Below are 13,966 nucleotides of genomic sequence, written 5' to 3'. Positions count from 1 at the left end.
GCTCACGTCAGGGCAGACAGAAGCACCCCCGGCGCGCGCCACGGGATTTACCACGCCCACGGCGCGCGCCGAAGGCGCGCTGCGCTGCTGACCTGCGCATTCCTACGGTATGGCGACACGAACACGTCCCCGTCAACCGCCAGGAAGTGGTGCCGATGTCCTCCCCCGCGACCGCTCCACCAGCACCCGCCAGCCTCAAGCGCATCGTCGCCGCGAGCCTGATCGGCACCACCATCGAGTGGTACGACTTCTTCCTCTACGGCTCGGCCGCCGCGCTCGTCTTCAACAAGCTGTTCTTCCCGGAGTCCGATCCGCTGGTCGGCACGCTGCTCTCCTTCCTCACCTACGCCGTCGGGTTCGCGGCACGGCCGATCGGCGCGCTGGTCTTCGGGCACTACGGCGACCGGCTCGGGCGCAAGAAGCTGCTGGTGCTCAGTCTGCTGCTGATGGGCGGCGCCACCTTCGCGATCGGTCTGCTGCCGACGTACGCGACCATCGGCGTCGCGGCTCCGGTCCTGCTGACCGTCCTGCGACTCGTGCAGGGCTTCGCGCTCGGCGGCGAGTGGGGCGGCGCCGTACTGCTGGTGTCGGAGCACGGCGACGCCAAGCGGCGTGGTTTCTGGGCGTCCTGGCCGCAGACGGGCGCGCCGGCCGGGCAGTTGCTCGCCACCGCCGTGCTGTCGGCGCTCACCGCGCTGCTCTCGGATGCCGCTTTCACTTCATGGGGCTGGCGCATTCCGTTCCTGCTGTCCGGTGTGCTGGTGATGGTCGGCTTGTGGATTCGTCTCTCTGTCGATGAATCGCCGGTCTTCAAGGCGGCCCTGGCCCAGGCCGAGCAGCGCAAGGCGGAAGCCGGCCAGGTGGAGAAGATGCCGCTCGTCGCCGTGCTGCGCCACCACTGGCGCGATGTCCTGATCGCCATGGGCGCCCGGATGGCCGAGAACATCAGCTACTACGTGATCACCGCGTTCATCCTCGTCTACGCGACGACGGCCGTGGAGATGAGCAAGCAGACCGCGCTCAATGCCGTACTCATCGCGTCCGCCGTGCACTTCGCGGTGATTCCGATGTGGGGCGCGCTGTCCGACCGGATCGGCCGGCGGCCGGTCTATCTGATCGGCGCGATCGGCGTCGGGGCGTGGATGTTCCCCTTCTTCGCGCTCATCGACACGGGCAGCTTCGGCACCCTGCTGCTCGCCGTCACGGTCGGACTGGTGCTGCACGGCGCGATGTACGCACCCCAGGCGGCGTTCTTCTCCGAGATGTTCGCGACGCGCATGCGCTACTCGGGCGCCTCCATCGGCGCTCAGTTCTCCTCGGTCGCGGCGGGGGCACCGGCTCCGCTGATCGCGACGGCGCTGCTGGCCGACTTCGGCTCGTCGACGCCGATCGCCCTCTACGTCATCGCCGCGGCGCTGCTCACCGTGGTGGCCATCGCCTGCGCCCGGGAGACCAGGGACCGGGACCTGACCGCCATGGACGCCGGAACGGACCCGGTCGGCGGCGCTCCGGCCGCGAGGACCGCGGACGCACGGACCGTCTGACCCGGCACCGCCGATTCGACGGCGCGTCGAGCGCAACCAACAGGAACCGCGCGGACACACAGACGTCCGCGCGGTTCCGCATGTCACGACGCAAAGACACCGGGCGTTTTCGGAAGGCGGCGCCCGGGTGCGGGCCCCGGGATCCGGCACCGGGCAAGGAGTCGGGCACCTTGGGCCGGGATCCGGCACAGGGCACGGGCACCTGGGGTCGCACCACCCGGGACCCGCCACCTGGGTCCGGCCCCGGGGAGCCGGCTACCGACTCGTACGGCAGCCGCTCAGGACGTCACCGCCGACGACATCGCGAACAGCCGCAGCGCGAGCTGGATCTCCAGGGACCGCGCGGGCGACTGCCAGCCGGGGCCGAGCAAGCGCCCGATTCGTTCCAGCCGTTGGGCCACGGTGTTCACGTGGACGTGCAGATCGTCCTTCGTACGGGCCGGGCTCATTCCGCTGGCGAAGTAGGCGTCCAAGGTGCCGACGAGGTCGGTGCCACGTCGGCGGTCGTAGTCGACGACCTCGCCGATCGTGCGCTGCACGAAGCCGTCGATGTCCCCCGGGTCCGCGAGCAGCAGCCCGAGGAAGCCGAGGTCTTGCGCAGCCGCTCCCTGTCCTGGGCGCCCGAGGAGGCGCAGGGCGTCGAGGCAGCGCCGTGCCCGGGCGTACGCGTCGGCGACCGGTGTGGGATCGCCCGCCGGGGAGGGGACCGGGGACGACGCGCCGACGGTCACCATCTCCCGCAGTGTGCCGCCCAGTTGCCGGGCGGTCTGGCGGGCCAGTTCGGCCGGGCTGTCGTCGGGGCCGAGCGGCAGCAGCAGCACGGTGCCGCCGTCACGGGCGGCGGCGAGGCCCGACCGGGTCGCGGCCAGGTGGGAGGCGGCGCACCACAGACGCTGTCGGTCCGCGGTCTCACGTGCGGACGGGTCGGAGCCGGTTGCCGAGCCGGTGTGAGGGCCCGACGCATCGCGGGTGGCGGCTTCGCCGACGGGGCCGTCGATACGCGCGGCGAGCACCACATGCGGCGCATCCAGGTCCGCACCCAGCCGGGCGGCCCGCTCGCGCAGCAGCCTGGGGTCCCGGTCGGGGGCGTCGAGCAGGTCGTCGAGGAGCTCGCCCCGCACCCGCTGCTCCGCGTCGTGGGCGGACCTCCGGGCGAGCAGCAGCAGTGAGGTGACAAGTGCCGCGCGCTCGAGGGTTCGCCGGTCCACCGGGTCGAGGTCGGGGTGCCCGTGCAGCACGAGCGCACCGAAGACCTCGCCGCCGGCGGAGACTGCCGCGACCCAGTCGTCGCCGTGCCGTGCGGCGTGGCCGCCGGCGCGGGTGGTGTCCGGGCCGCCCTCCGTGAACTCGACGGTGCCGCCGAGGACTTCGGAGAGTGCGGCGGCCACGTCGTGGACACCTCCGCCGCGCAGGACGAGCTCGGTGAGGCGGTCGTGCACATCGGACGCCCGCTCGAGGACGCTGCTGTGGTCCTGGATGATCGCGTTGGCCCGCTCGAGATCGGCGAGCGCGGAGCGGGTCTCGGCGAGGAGGTTCGCGGTGTCGATGGCGACGGCCGCGTGCGCGGCGAAGGAGGCGAGCAGCGCGACCTGTTCCCGCTCGAAGACTCTGGCGCGCCGATCGGCGGCGAACAGGACACCGATGACCTGGCTGCCGAGCATGAGCGGCACACCGAGGATGGCGACGAGCCCTTCGTCCCTGACCGCTGCGTCGATGGTCCTGGTGTGTTCGAAGCGGGCGTCGTCGAAGTAGCTGTCGGTGACATAGGGCCGGGCGGTCTGCGCGACGAGACCGCCGAGCCCCTCCCCCATCCCCAACCTCACCTGCTGGAAGCGTGCCGACACCGACCCTTCGGTGACCCGCATGTAGGTGTCGCCCGCGGCCGGGTCGTTGAGGCTGAGGTATGCGACCTCGGTGCCCAGCAGTGAGCGGGCGCGCTGCACGATCGCCCTGAGGACGGCGTCGAGGTCGCGCAGACCCGCGAGGTCGTGCGCGGTCTCGAAGAGGGCGGACAGCTCCGCCTCTCGGCGCCGCCGCCCCTCGAGCTCGGCACGCACGCGCAGGGCGAGCCGCTTGGCGTGCTCGAGCACGGCCAGCTCCTCGGGCGCCGCGCCGTCCGCGCGCGCGACGAGCAGCGGTCGGTCGTACGCCTCGGCGGCGGCGCCGCGGGCGAGGAGCTCCAGGTAGGGGGCTTGATCGTGGGACATGGACACAGGATTACCTGCCGTACGGGTGGTCGCACCAGCCCTGTGGACAACGAAGCCGACGGCCGCCCTAGTGAGCCGTCCAGCCGCCGTCGAGGGTCAGCGAGGTGCCGGTGATGAAGGAGGCGTGCGGCGAGCACAGGTAGAGGGCGGCGTCCGCGACCTCCTCCGGCTCGACCAGCCGTTTGATCGCGGAGTCCTTGAGCAGGACCTCCCCGAGGACCCGGTCCTCGGGGAGTGCGTGTGCGACGGCCTGGTCGGCGATCTGCTTCTCGACAAGTGGCGTGCGCACATATCCGGGGTTGACGCAGACGGACGTCACGCCGTGCGGAGCGCCTTCGAGGGCAGCCGTCTTGGAGAGACCTTCGAGGCCATGTTTGGCGGCCACATAGGCGGACTTGTAGGCCGAGGCCCGCAGCCCGTGCACCGACGAGATGTTGACGATACGACCCCACCCCTGGGCGTACATGTGCGGCAGCGCACCTCTGATCAGCCGGAACGGTGCTTCCAGCATCACCGTCAGGACGGTGTGGAAGACGTCGGGCGGGAAGTCCTCGATGGGGCGGACCAGTTGCAGGCCGGCGTTGTTGACGAGGATGTCCGCGTCGGCCGCCGCCTCCTCTGCGGCGTCGAGGTCGGTGAGGTCCAGGACGTACGGCTCGACCGCACCGGCCAGGCCCTCGGCCGGCCCGGCGAGCGCGGCCAGGCCGTCGGCGTCCCGGTCGACGGCTCTGACCTTCGCGCCGGCGGCGGCGAGCCGGAGGGCGCACGCGCGGCCGATGCCACCCGCGGCACCGGTGACGAGGGCGGTGCGGCCGCCGAGATCGACGGAGACGGAGGAGGCCCCGGCTGCGGGACCCGAGGTGCCGGGGGGTGTGCTGGGCGCGGTCATGTTGGGCACCCTAGGCAGCGATCACCCGGCTACCGATATGGTCCCGACCCATACTTCACCCTCAGATGGTGGGTTGGAACCATGCTGGTCCCTCCATGAGGGCCTGCTTGATCCGGAAGGTCGCGAACTCCTGGAGCTCCGGCAGCGCGTCGACCGGGAACCAGCCCACCTCGAGGGACTCGTCGTCGTTGACGCGCGCTTCCGAAGCACCGCTCACCGCACGGCAGCGCATGGTGATGTCCATGTACTGGCACACGTCGCCGTTGGGGTACGTGACAGGCCTGGGCAGCGCCTGCACGAGGGCGACCCGCTCGGCGACGCAGCGCACCGCGGTCTCCTCGTACACCTCACGCTCGGCCGTCATCGCCGGCTGCTCCCCCGGCTCCGGGATACCCCCGATGATCGACCAGTTGCCCGTGTCGGCGCGCATGCCGAGAAGTACCCGACCCTCGTCGTCGAACACGACGGCGCTGACACCCGGGAGGTAGAGCAGCTGGTGGCCGGCGGTGGCCCGGATGTCACGGATGAAGTCGGGAGTTGCCATGCTCAGGACTCTAACCGGCCAGGGCGGGGCAGGCCTCGGTCCCTCGCCCCGGGCGAACCCCCAGCAGCGCGTAGCGGCCCCTCGTCAGGGCGTTCCCGGCTCCGCCCCCGTGTCCTTGCCGGCACCCTCGTCCGCGGTCCGGCGCCGGTGCCGTACGGCACCGGCCGCGCCCAGGCCGCCCGCCGCCAGCAGTACAAGGAGCAGCTCGGGCCATCCGCCGAGCCGTGTGGCGGGTGTGAGCGACGAGCGCAGCGGCACCTCGGCGACGAGCGCATCCGGGGTGAACATCCCCGACCGCTCGACGATCTCCCCGTCCGGCGTGATGACGGCGCTGACGCCGCTGGTGACGGGGACGACGACGGACCGGCTGTGTTCCACGGCCCGCACCCGCGACATCGCAAGCTGCTGGTAGGTCATCTCACTGCGCCCGAAGGTGGCGTTGTTGCTCGGCACGGAGATGAGCTGCGCCCCGTGGGTGACGGTGTCTCGCGCCGCGTCGTCGAACGCCGCCTCGAAGCAGGTGACGAGGCCGACCTTCGTACCGGCCAGGTCGAAGACACCGACCTTGTCCCCGGGCCCGAAGTCGCGGCGGACGCGGTCGACGTCGGAGTTGAAGATCCGCACGAGAGACCGCATCGGGATGTATTCGCCGAACGGCTGGACGTGGCGTTTGTCGTAGCTGTCGACCGGACCACGGGCCGGGTCCCACTCGATGAGGGTGTTGCGGAGCTTGCCGGTCTCCGGGGTGACCACGGCGCCCACGACGGTGGGCACGCCGATCGCCCTGACCGCCTCGTCGATGACCAGACGGGCGTCGGCGTTGCGGTAGGGGTCGAGATCGGAGGAGTTCTCGGGCCACAGGACGAAATCGGGCCTGGGCTCCTTGCCCGCCTCGACGTCCGCGGCGAGCTGCTCGGTGCGGCGGGCGTGGTTGTCAAGGACGGCCCGGCGCTGGGCGTTGAAGTCGAGACCGAGGCGGGGGACGTTGCCCTGGACCGCGGCGACGGTCGCCGTTCCGTCTTCGGCGGAGTCGTCGACGAGGGGCCGGGCGGCGAGAGCGGCGGTTACGGGCACGAGCAGGGCGAGCAGCGCCGCGGCGGCCGCGCCACGCGGCATCGAGCGGGTACGCCGGAAGGCGAGCGCCTGCCGCCCGGTCTCGTAGAGGCCGAAGCCGCACAGCACCACCGCGAAGCTGAGTACGGGTGTGCCACCGGCGGCCGCGAGCGGCAGGAAGAACCCGTCGGCCTGGCCGAAGGCGATCTTGCCCCAGGGGAAGCCGCCGAAGGGCACCCGGGCGCGGGCCGCCTCGCCGACGACCCAGACGGCCGCCGCCCACACCGGCCAGGCAGGCAGACGGGAGACGGCGGAGATCCCCATGCAGGACAAGGCGACGAACAGCGCCTCCGCCGCCACCAGGGCCAGCCACGGCCCGGGGCCGACCTCCTCACCCGTCCAGACCAGCAGCGGGAGCAGGAAGCCGAGGCCGGCCAGGTAGCCCAGCCCGAGGCCCGCCCGCAGCCGGCGTCCCCGCAGGGCCCAGCCGAGCAGAGCGAACGCGGGGAAGGCGAGCCACCACAAGGGACGTGGAGGGAAGCTCGCGAAGAGGAGTGCGCCACCGAGCGCGGAGGCGCCCGGGCGGGCGAGGCGCCGCAGCAGTGGCCGGCCAGCGGCTGGGGCGGGCCTGGGGGCGTCGACGGATGTCATGGTGGCGCTCACCTGGCGGATTCTACGGCGGGGGGCTGTGAGCGGCGCAGCCGCGCCCACTTCACCCTGCAGCAACGTTTCTGCCCATTCCCTCCACACACCCCGGAAGCGCCCGTTACCGTGTGCGCCAGTCCCGCGCGGCCAGAACCGTTTCAGGTCGGTTCCGGCGTTCGGCTGCTCCGTTGCGGTTGCCGGCCCCGGCCGCCCGCTCGTGACGGCCGCGCACGGGGCCCGTCACAGTCGGGGGGTCGACCGGATGGGTGCGACGAGTGGGCTGCGCGTGGGCCGGGAGCGTGGCAGCGGCTCCGATGCGGCGGGGGTCGCCGTCCTGGGCGGCTGCGCCGTGTGGTCGCTGGTCAGCGCGGCCGGGCAGGAGGGCAGACCGGAGGGCGTGCTGCTCGCCGTTTTCGCCGTCACCGCCGGGTACGCCTGCGGCCGGATTCTCGGGTCGCTGTTCCCGGTCGGTGCCCCGGCGGTCGCCGCGCTGGGTGCCCTCGTTCTGGCTGTGGCCTCTCAGGACGGTGTGCCGGGAGCCACCGCCGACGCCGGAACGGCTGTGGGGCACTCGGGCGCTGCCGCCGCGCTCCTGGTACTGGCCACGGGCGCGGCGTGCTGCGCGGCGGCGGCTGCAGGCACCTCCGGCGCCCGGTCCGCGGCGTGGCTTCTCGCGACGGCCGGGGTCGGTGCAGCACTGATCCTGGGGTCGGCGGCGGCGTCGGTGGTCTGTCCGGTCGTACTGCTCTGCTCACTGGCCGCGTCCAGGGCGCGCCGGCGCACCGGCGCGCTCGCCTGCCTCGCGCTGGTGGTGGCCGTGGCGGCCGGCGGGTCGTGGGCGGTCGCCGAGGACGTGCTCCCGGCAGGCGTCGCCACGTCGGTCGAGGCGCCGCTCACGCAGAACAGGGTGGCGCTGTGGCGGGACACGATCACCCTGACGAAGGGGGACCCGGTTCGGGGCGTGGGCCCGGCCCGCTTCGGCAGGCTGAGCCCCACGGCCGGCCGGTATCCCGGCTCCGACGGCAAGCCGCACTCGGCACCGCTTCAGCAGGCCGCCGAGCAGGGCGTTGTCGGGGTGGCGCTGCTCGGCGCGGCCTTCTGCTGGGTCCTGTACGGGCTGTGGCGCTCACCTCGTCCCACGCCTGTGGTGCTGAGCGCCGGGGCCGCTCTCACGGCGGTGGCGGTTCTCGCCTGCGTCGGCAACGTGCTGAGCTTCGCGCCGGTCACGGCCGGGGCCGGACTGCTTGCCGGTCTGGCGACCGCGCGTGCGCACAGCGAGGGGCAGTCGCCGTAGGCGGACGGCCCGCCCGGGGCCCCGGCCACGGACAGCGAGGGGCAGTCGCCGTAGGCGGACGGCCCGCCCGGGCCCCCGGCCACGGACAGCGCGGCGACACGGCCGTCAGGCCTTGGTGGCCCCGTCCGTCTCCATGTGACTGAGCCTGGCCCGGATGACCCGTACCGCTGCCGCCGCGTCGTCGACGGTGACCGTGAACTTCCCGCCGTCCTCGAGGGTGACCACGAGGCCTTCGCCTCGACGCACGACCACCGCGGTGCCCTGCTCGGGGCGCCAGCGGCAGCCCCAGCCGCCCCACTGCCGGGGCGTCACCCTGGGGACGAAATCGGCGCTGGCCACATGGCTGAGGGGGATGTGCCGTCGCGGCACTCCCATGTGGCCGCAGCGCACGTCCAGCGCGTCCTTGTCGACCTTGACCGTCACGTGCACGAAGGCGAGCGTGCCGTAGAGAATCATCAGGCCAGCCGCGACGCATCCGATCACTGCCATCAGCAGCGCGGCGACGCCCGTGGTCCATGTGGCGTCGACGGCCAGTTTGACGCCGAGCGTCAGACAAGCCGCACCCGCCACCGCGAGGACCCACTGCGTGCGGTTGGTCGCCCGGCCGGTCCAGACCTCTGGAAGGGGCTCCGAGCTGCGCCCCTCGTGGCGGAAGTGGTGCCTCATGCCTAGGACAGTACCCACCATCCGCAGATCGAGCACTGCTGTGCCCAGCGGGTCGAATCGGGCGAAAACGACCGGCCCGCGCGTCAGGGCACCGGCGTCACGGCCGGTAGCAAGCGGCCTTCGGCGTAGTTCAGCGCCTCCACCGGAAGGGTGGATTCCGTCCCGCTCAGCAGGACCGTCAGGCGACTGCTCGGCACCGCGTCGGGCGCGGGCGACAACCCGATCCTGCGCAGCGCCTGAGCAGCCACGGCACCGGCGGAGCCGTACAGGGCGATCGGCGCCAGGCCGGACGGGCGGTCGTGCTGTGTGACCGCGGCCCGGATGCGCTCGGCGACCAGTTCGTAGTGGGTGCAGCCCAGGACGAGGGCCCGCAGGTCGCGCGGCGTGAGCGCGGCGGCCGCGGCCACCGCCCGGTCGATCGCGCTCTCGTCCGCCTGCTCCACGGCATCGGCGAGGCCGGGGCAGGGAACCTCGGTCACGTCGGCGGAGGCGGCGAACTCCTCGATGAGCCCGCGCTGGTAGGGGCTGCCCGTGGTCGCCGGCGTGGCCCAGATGGCGACCGGGCCGCCGCCGGCGGCGGACGGCTTGATCGCCGGGACGGTCCCGATCACCGGAAGCGCCGGCTCCAGCTCCGCTCGCAGCGCGGGCAGCGCGTGCACGGACGCCGTGTTGCAGGCGACGATCAGCGCGTCGGGGCGGTGTGCGGCTGCCGCGCGGGCCACGGCCAGCGCGCGCTCGGTGAGGTCGTCCGGCGTACGCGGGCCCCAGGGCATGCCGTCAGGGTCACAGGAGAGGACCAGATCGGCGTCGGGCCGCAGTCGCCGTACCGCAGCCGCCGCCGGGAGCAGGCCGATACCGGAGTCCATGAGCGCGATCTTCACCCGGTCACCATAGTCGACCGCCACCACGGCCCGTCCGGCGTGGGGCAGACTGCGGCCAATGAGCGCCCTTGCCTGGATCGCCGTGGGATCGCTGACCGCCTGGACATGGCTGCTGCTGGGCCAGGGGCTGTTCTGGCGGACCGACCAGCGTCTGCCGCACCGCGGCGTCCCCGCGCACTGGCCGGATGTCGCCGTGGTGGTCCCCGCTCGCGACGAGGCCGAGGTGCTGCCGCTGAGCCTGCCCTCCCTGCTCGCTCAGGTCTACCCGGGGCGTGCGGAGATCGTCCTCGTCGACGACAACAGCACGGATGGAACGGGCGCCCTGGCCCGGTCGCTCGCCGAACGGCACGGAGGCCTTCCCCTGCGGGTCGTGACACCGGGCGAGCCGGAGCACGGCTGGACCGGGAAGCTGTGGGCGCTGCGGCACGGGATGGCTGTCGCGAGGACGGGCGAGCCGGAGTATCTGCTGCTGACCGACGCCGACATCGCTCACCGGCCGGACAGTCTGCGCGAGTTGGTCGCCGCCGCGCGGACCGGAGACCTGGATCTGGTGTCGCAGATGGCGCGGCTGCGCGTGGCGAGCGGCTGGGAACGGCTGGTGGTGCCGGCGTTCGTCTACTTCTTCTCCCAGCTCTATCCGTTCCGGTGGGTCAACAGACCCTGCGGGAGGACGGCGGCCGCGGCCGGCGGCTGCGTCCTCCTGCGCACCGGGACCGCAGCGCGGGCGGACGTTCCCCACTCGATCCGCCATGCGGTGATCGACGATGTCTCCCTGGCGCACGCCGTGCGCCGTGCGGGCGGCAGGATCTGGCTCGGGCTCGCCGACCGGGTGGACAGTGTGCGTCCGTATCCAGGGCTCGCGGACCTGTGGCGGATGGTGTCGCGCAGCGCCTACGCGCAACTGCAGCACAGCCCGCCGCTGCTGGCCGGGACCGTGGCCGGGCTGGCGCTCGTGTATCTCGCTCCGCCAGTGGCGCTGGGCGCAGGGCTTTGGGCGCACGACCCGGCGGCCGCGTGGGCGGGGGGTCTGGCGTGGGCCGTGATGACCGGGACGTACCTGCCGATGCTCCGCTACTACCGGCAACCGCCGCTGCTGGCCCTCACGCTCCCGTTCACCGCCGTGCTCTACCTCCTGATGACGGTGGACTCCGCGGTACAGCACTACCGGGGCCGGGGCGTCGCCTGGAAGGGGCGAACGTACGCCCGACCGGAGGCCGCGCCCGACCGGTAGTCGGGCGGCGCGGCTACCGGTCGGGCGCGACCGGTGAGGACTACTTGCGGCCGGGGGTCCAGTTCATGCCCCAGCCGTAGGCGTAGTCGATGGTGCGCTGGGGGCTGACCCCGCGTTCGGGGACCAGGAAGCGGGCCTCGCGCTGGACGACCAGGTCGGAGCCGGTGTTGGTGATGAGGGCGAGCGCGCAGACCGTGGAAGGGACACTGCACTCGCCGAGAGAGAAGTCGATGGCCGCACCGTGCTGCGGCTGGAGGGTCACCCTCGCGTCGAGGTCGGCGAAGCTGCGGGCGCCTTCGTAGATTGTCACGAAGATGACGACGCGACGGATGGCCTGCCGGTGGTCGAGGTTGACGGTGAGGTTCTCGCCCGGGGTGCCGCCGGTGCGGTCGTCTCCGTCGAGGTGGATGTACGGAGGCCGGTCCAGCGCGCCGAAGGCATTGCCGAGGGCCTGGACCACTCCCTTGCGGCCGTCGGAGAGTTCGTAGAGGGCGCACAGGTCGAGGTCGAGGTCTCCGTGCATCGCGACGGCGCGGCCCAGCTTGGCGCCCCAGCCCTGGAACTGCTTGCGCACCTGCCAGCTGAGGTTGACGCGCAACGCGCCGGAGGTGCCGCCCTGCTTGGTCAGGGAGACGCTCGGCGTCTCCTTGGTCAGCGTCACCTTGGTCAGACGCACCGGCGCCGGCGGAGCAGCAGGCGGCGCCGACGGCGGGGGTGGAGCGACAGCAGCAGGGGCCGGCGCAGAAGCGGCAGCGGGGGCCGGAGCGGCGGTCATCTGCTGGGGCTCGTCGACCGTGATGCCGAAGTCCGTGGCGAGGCCCTCGAGTCCGGTCCCGTAACCCTGGCCCACGGCGCGGAACTTCCACGCTCCCTGGCGGCGGTAGAGCTCGCCGAGTACGAAGGCGGCCTCGACGGTGGCGTCCTGGCTGTCGTACCTGGCGATCTCGGCGCCGGACCCGGCGTCGAGCACCCTGATGTGGAGGCCGGGGACCTGCCCGAAGGCGCCCCCGTCGGCCGAGGCGGCGAGCACGACCCGCTCGATCTCGCCTTCGATCCGGTCGAGGTCGACCGTGACGACGTCGGTCACGGCGTCCGCGCCTGTGCGTTTCCCTTCGTGCCGTACGGCACCGGAAGCGTGCGAGGGCTGGTTGTAGAACACGAAGTCGCTGTCCGAGCGGACCTTGCCGGACGCCAGGAGAAGGGCCGACGCGTCGACGTCCGGCACCCCCGGGCCCGTACGCCATCCCAACTCGACGCGCACGCGCTGCGCCTGCACCGGAGTGTTGGCTCCCTTAAGCATGGACATGCTCGCCCCCATCGCGAATCAGTGCGCCCGGAAATTCATTCATCGTCAACCTATTCGGCATACGTCCCTCGCAGGTGGGCCGACCCGTCGGTAACCCTCTCTCAGCTTGCCCTTTACACGATCTCGCGACATCAGGGGGACCGTTTTAACCAAGTTCGCTCACATTGGTGATCCCCGGTCACTCACAGCTGCCGAAACAACCCTCTTATCGGGCTCCCCAACCAGCACATCGTGGGCTTAACTTATGTGCCATGACCTCCCCCCGCGCCACCTACGGCGGCGGTTACTACTCCGCGCCGGCGTTTCCCGACACCCCCATCTACGACTCCCTGGTCGCGGAGCGGGGCACCCCTCAGATCGCCCCGATCCGAGTCCCTGCCGCCTACGACACCGGCAACAGCTATCTGCCGGCACTGCCGTCGGCGCTCCCCGCGCTCCCGGCGGCCCCCTCCCCGTCCGCTCCCGCCTACGGCTATCCACAGCAGCAGATGCAGCAGCCCGTGCCACTGCAGCAGGCGCCGGCACCGTACATCCCGCAGCAGGCCGCTCCCCGCGGCTACCCCGGCCAGCAGTACCAGCAGCCCCAGCCGCAACGGCCGGCCGCGACCGGGTACGAGGCCATGCGGCCGGCGACACCCCGCCCCGCCCCGACTCCGGCACCCTACGAGGATCCGTACTACCGCCCGTACCAGGGCCGGGGGTACTGAGCGCGGGCGGCCCGTCCCAACAGCGCTCCCTGCGCGGGGGATGCGGCCGGGCCGCCGGCTCGATCCGTTCGGCACCGGGATGCCGACCACGTTTCATCACTCGTTCCATGATCACGCAGAGCGACCTCCGGGTCGGCTCCGCGCGTGGCCGACCATGCCGTTTCGCCCGGTTCGGGACGTGCTTCGACGCACGGGAACCGATCGCGGTGGCAGGCTCGTCGGACACATCGCGGAGACGGCTGCCGGGGGTGACGTTCCTCTCTCTTCACCCCACCCGTGCGTATGCCGTGCCGAAGCGGGCCATCACCGAGGTGGGAAGGGGGTGCGGACAGTGCGTGCAGCCATGGGCCCATGGCGCTGGCGCCGCAATCCCCTGCGCCGTGCGACCGATCTGTTCGAGGCATGGCTGGCGCTGACCGCCGCCGTGCTCATCGTCACGGCCGGGCCCGCCGTCGGGTGGATCACCGGCGCGCTGACGGAGGAGTCGCTGCGTCAGTCGGTCCGTGTGCAGCGCCTGCAGCGCCATGCCACAACCGCCACCGTCATCGGGGCCGCATCCGCCCCGCGGTCCGTCGCCTTCGACACCGAGACCGCGGTCAACGAGGAGCGCAGAGCGGTCCAGGCCAGATGGACCGCCCCTGACGGAAGCACCCGCACCGGCACGGTCACCACCGCACTGCGGACAGCCGGCCCCGGGGACACGTTCCCCCTGTGGACGGACGATTACGGCCGAGTGGTTCCCCGCCCCATGGACATGGCCACGGTCGAGGTGCATGCCGTACTCGCGGGTGTCGGTGCCTCCATGGCCTGGGGTGTGCTCGTCGAATGTGCCAGAAGGCTGGTCCTGTGGCGGCTCGAGCGCCACAGACACGCCGCACTGGACCGGGCCTGGGCCGCCGTGGGACCGGACTGGGGCCGAACCGGCGCGGGAAGCTGACCTGCCGCATCCCGTCAACTCCCGCGGGCCGCGCGCGCTACGGTGGTGCGACCCCTTCGGGG

General features: G+C 72.4%; 12 protein-coding genes. 5 read left to right on the top strand and 7 right to left on the bottom strand.

Features of this window, described 5'->3' with window-relative positions; genetic code table 11:
• The first annotated feature begins 155 nt into the window (after positions 1-155).
• The gene (locus ACZ4SA_RS30950; protein ID WP_468281072.1) at positions 156-1,544 is read left to right on the top strand and encodes an MFS transporter; all 1,389 of its coding nucleotides are present in this window, start codon (positions 156-158) and stop codon (positions 1,542-1,544) included.
• A gap of 278 nt (positions 1,545-1,822) precedes the next feature.
• On the opposite strand, the gene ACZ4SA_RS30945 is transcribed toward ACZ4SA_RS30950, so the two are convergent.
• The 4 genes from ACZ4SA_RS30945 to lnt all read right to left on the bottom strand — a co-directional run bounded on the left by ACZ4SA_RS30945 (position 1,823) and on the right by lnt (position 6,900).
• Entirely contained in the window at positions 1,823-3,751 is a 1,929-nt protein-coding gene (locus tag ACZ4SA_RS30945) for a helix-turn-helix domain-containing protein (protein ID WP_468281070.1), read from the bottom strand.
• A gap of 67 nt (positions 3,752-3,818) precedes the next feature.
• Positions 3,819-4,640 carry a 3-hydroxybutyrate dehydrogenase gene (locus ACZ4SA_RS30940; protein WP_468281068.1) on the bottom strand — a complete coding sequence of 274 codons (822 nt, stop codon included), beginning with the start codon at positions 4,638-4,640 and terminating at the stop codon, positions 3,819-3,821.
• Positions 4,641-4,701: 61 nt separating this feature from the next.
• A complete protein-coding gene (locus tag ACZ4SA_RS30935; RefSeq protein WP_468281066.1) occupies positions 4,702-5,184 on the bottom strand; it encodes an NUDIX hydrolase in 483 nt (160 codons plus the stop codon).
• Positions 5,185-5,268: 84 nt separating this feature from the next.
• Positions 5,269-6,900 carry an apolipoprotein N-acyltransferase gene (gene lnt, locus ACZ4SA_RS30930; protein WP_468281064.1) on the bottom strand — a complete coding sequence of 544 codons (1,632 nt, stop codon included), beginning with the start codon at positions 6,898-6,900 and terminating at the stop codon, positions 5,269-5,271.
• 244 nt (positions 6,901-7,144) lie between these two features.
• Here lnt and ACZ4SA_RS30925 point away from each other — a divergent pair, with 244 nt between their 5' ends.
• Positions 7,145-8,176: an O-antigen ligase family protein gene (locus tag ACZ4SA_RS30925; RefSeq protein ID WP_468281062.1), complete on the top strand. Its 1,032-nt coding sequence runs from the start codon at positions 7,145-7,147 to the stop codon at positions 8,174-8,176.
• Positions 8,177-8,281: 105 nt separating this feature from the next.
• On the opposite strand, the gene ACZ4SA_RS30920 is transcribed toward ACZ4SA_RS30925, so the two are convergent.
• The gene (locus ACZ4SA_RS30920; protein WP_468281061.1) at positions 8,282-8,842 is read right to left on the bottom strand and encodes a hypothetical protein; all 561 of its coding nucleotides are present in this window, start codon (positions 8,840-8,842) and stop codon (positions 8,282-8,284) included.
• 83 nt (positions 8,843-8,925) lie between these two features.
• Positions 8,926-9,723: a glutamate racemase gene (locus ACZ4SA_RS30915; RefSeq protein ID WP_468281059.1), complete on the bottom strand. Its 798-nt coding sequence runs from the start codon at positions 9,721-9,723 to the stop codon at positions 8,926-8,928.
• Positions 9,724-9,781: 58 nt separating this feature from the next.
• Here ACZ4SA_RS30915 and ACZ4SA_RS30910 point away from each other — a divergent pair, with 58 nt between their 5' ends.
• Positions 9,782-10,954 carry a glycosyltransferase gene (locus ACZ4SA_RS30910; RefSeq protein WP_468281057.1) on the top strand — a complete coding sequence of 391 codons (1,173 nt, stop codon included), beginning with the start codon at positions 9,782-9,784 and terminating at the stop codon, positions 10,952-10,954.
• 40 nt (positions 10,955-10,994) lie between these two features.
• Here the strand turns inward: ACZ4SA_RS30910 and ACZ4SA_RS30905 are convergent, their stop codons facing one another.
• Positions 10,995-12,260 carry a TerD family protein gene (locus tag ACZ4SA_RS30905; protein ID WP_468281055.1) on the bottom strand — a complete coding sequence of 422 codons (1,266 nt, stop codon included), beginning with the start codon at positions 12,258-12,260 and terminating at the stop codon, positions 10,995-10,997.
• Positions 12,261-12,511: 251 nt separating this feature from the next.
• Between ACZ4SA_RS30905 and ACZ4SA_RS30900 the strand changes: the two genes are divergently transcribed.
• Positions 12,512-12,967: a DUF6643 family protein gene (locus tag ACZ4SA_RS30900; RefSeq protein ID WP_468281053.1), complete on the top strand. Its 456-nt coding sequence runs from the start codon at positions 12,512-12,514 to the stop codon at positions 12,965-12,967.
• A gap of 343 nt (positions 12,968-13,310) precedes the next feature.
• The gene (locus ACZ4SA_RS30895) at positions 13,311-13,904 is read left to right on the top strand and encodes an Rv1733c family protein (protein ID WP_468281051.1); all 594 of its coding nucleotides are present in this window, start codon (positions 13,311-13,313) and stop codon (positions 13,902-13,904) included.
• Positions 13,905-13,966: the final 62 nt, after the last annotated feature.

The organism is Streptomyces sp. NPDC027962 (assembly GCF_055566095.1).
This window is presented reverse-complemented; position numbering and strand designations above follow the sequence as displayed.

What these genes read in the sequence shown, in the direction of transcription:
- ACZ4SA_RS30910 (WP_468281057.1), top strand. Translation starts at nt 9,782, where the DNA reads ATGAGCGCCCTTGCCTGGATCGCCGTGGGATCGCTGACCGCCTGGACA.
- ACZ4SA_RS30900 (WP_468281053.1), top strand. Translation starts at nt 12,512, where the DNA reads ATGACCTCCCCCCGCGCCACCTACGGCGGCGGTTACTACTCCGCGCCG.
- ACZ4SA_RS30925 (WP_468281062.1), top strand. Translation starts at nt 7,145, where the DNA reads ATGGGTGCGACGAGTGGGCTGCGCGTGGGCCGGGAGCGTGGCAGCGGC.
- ACZ4SA_RS30935 (WP_468281066.1), bottom strand. Translation starts at nt 5,184, where the DNA reads ATGGCAACTCCCGACTTCATCCGTGACATCCGGGCCACCGCCGGCCAC.
- ACZ4SA_RS30940 (WP_468281068.1), bottom strand. Translation starts at nt 4,640, where the DNA reads ATGACCGCGCCCAGCACACCCCCCGGCACCTCGGGTCCCGCAGCCGGG.
- ACZ4SA_RS30945 (WP_468281070.1), bottom strand. Translation starts at nt 3,751, where the DNA reads ATGTCCCACGATCAAGCCCCCTACCTGGAGCTCCTCGCCCGCGGCGCC.
- ACZ4SA_RS30895 (WP_468281051.1), top strand. Translation starts at nt 13,311, where the DNA reads ATGGGCCCATGGCGCTGGCGCCGCAATCCCCTGCGCCGTGCGACCGAT.
- ACZ4SA_RS30950 (WP_468281072.1), top strand. Translation starts at nt 156, where the DNA reads ATGTCCTCCCCCGCGACCGCTCCACCAGCACCCGCCAGCCTCAAGCGC.
- ACZ4SA_RS30905 (WP_468281055.1), bottom strand. Translation starts at nt 12,260, where the DNA reads ATGTCCATGCTTAAGGGAGCCAACACTCCGGTGCAGGCGCAGCGCGTG.
- ACZ4SA_RS30920 (WP_468281061.1), bottom strand. Translation starts at nt 8,842, where the DNA reads ATGAGGCACCACTTCCGCCACGAGGGGCGCAGCTCGGAGCCCCTTCCA.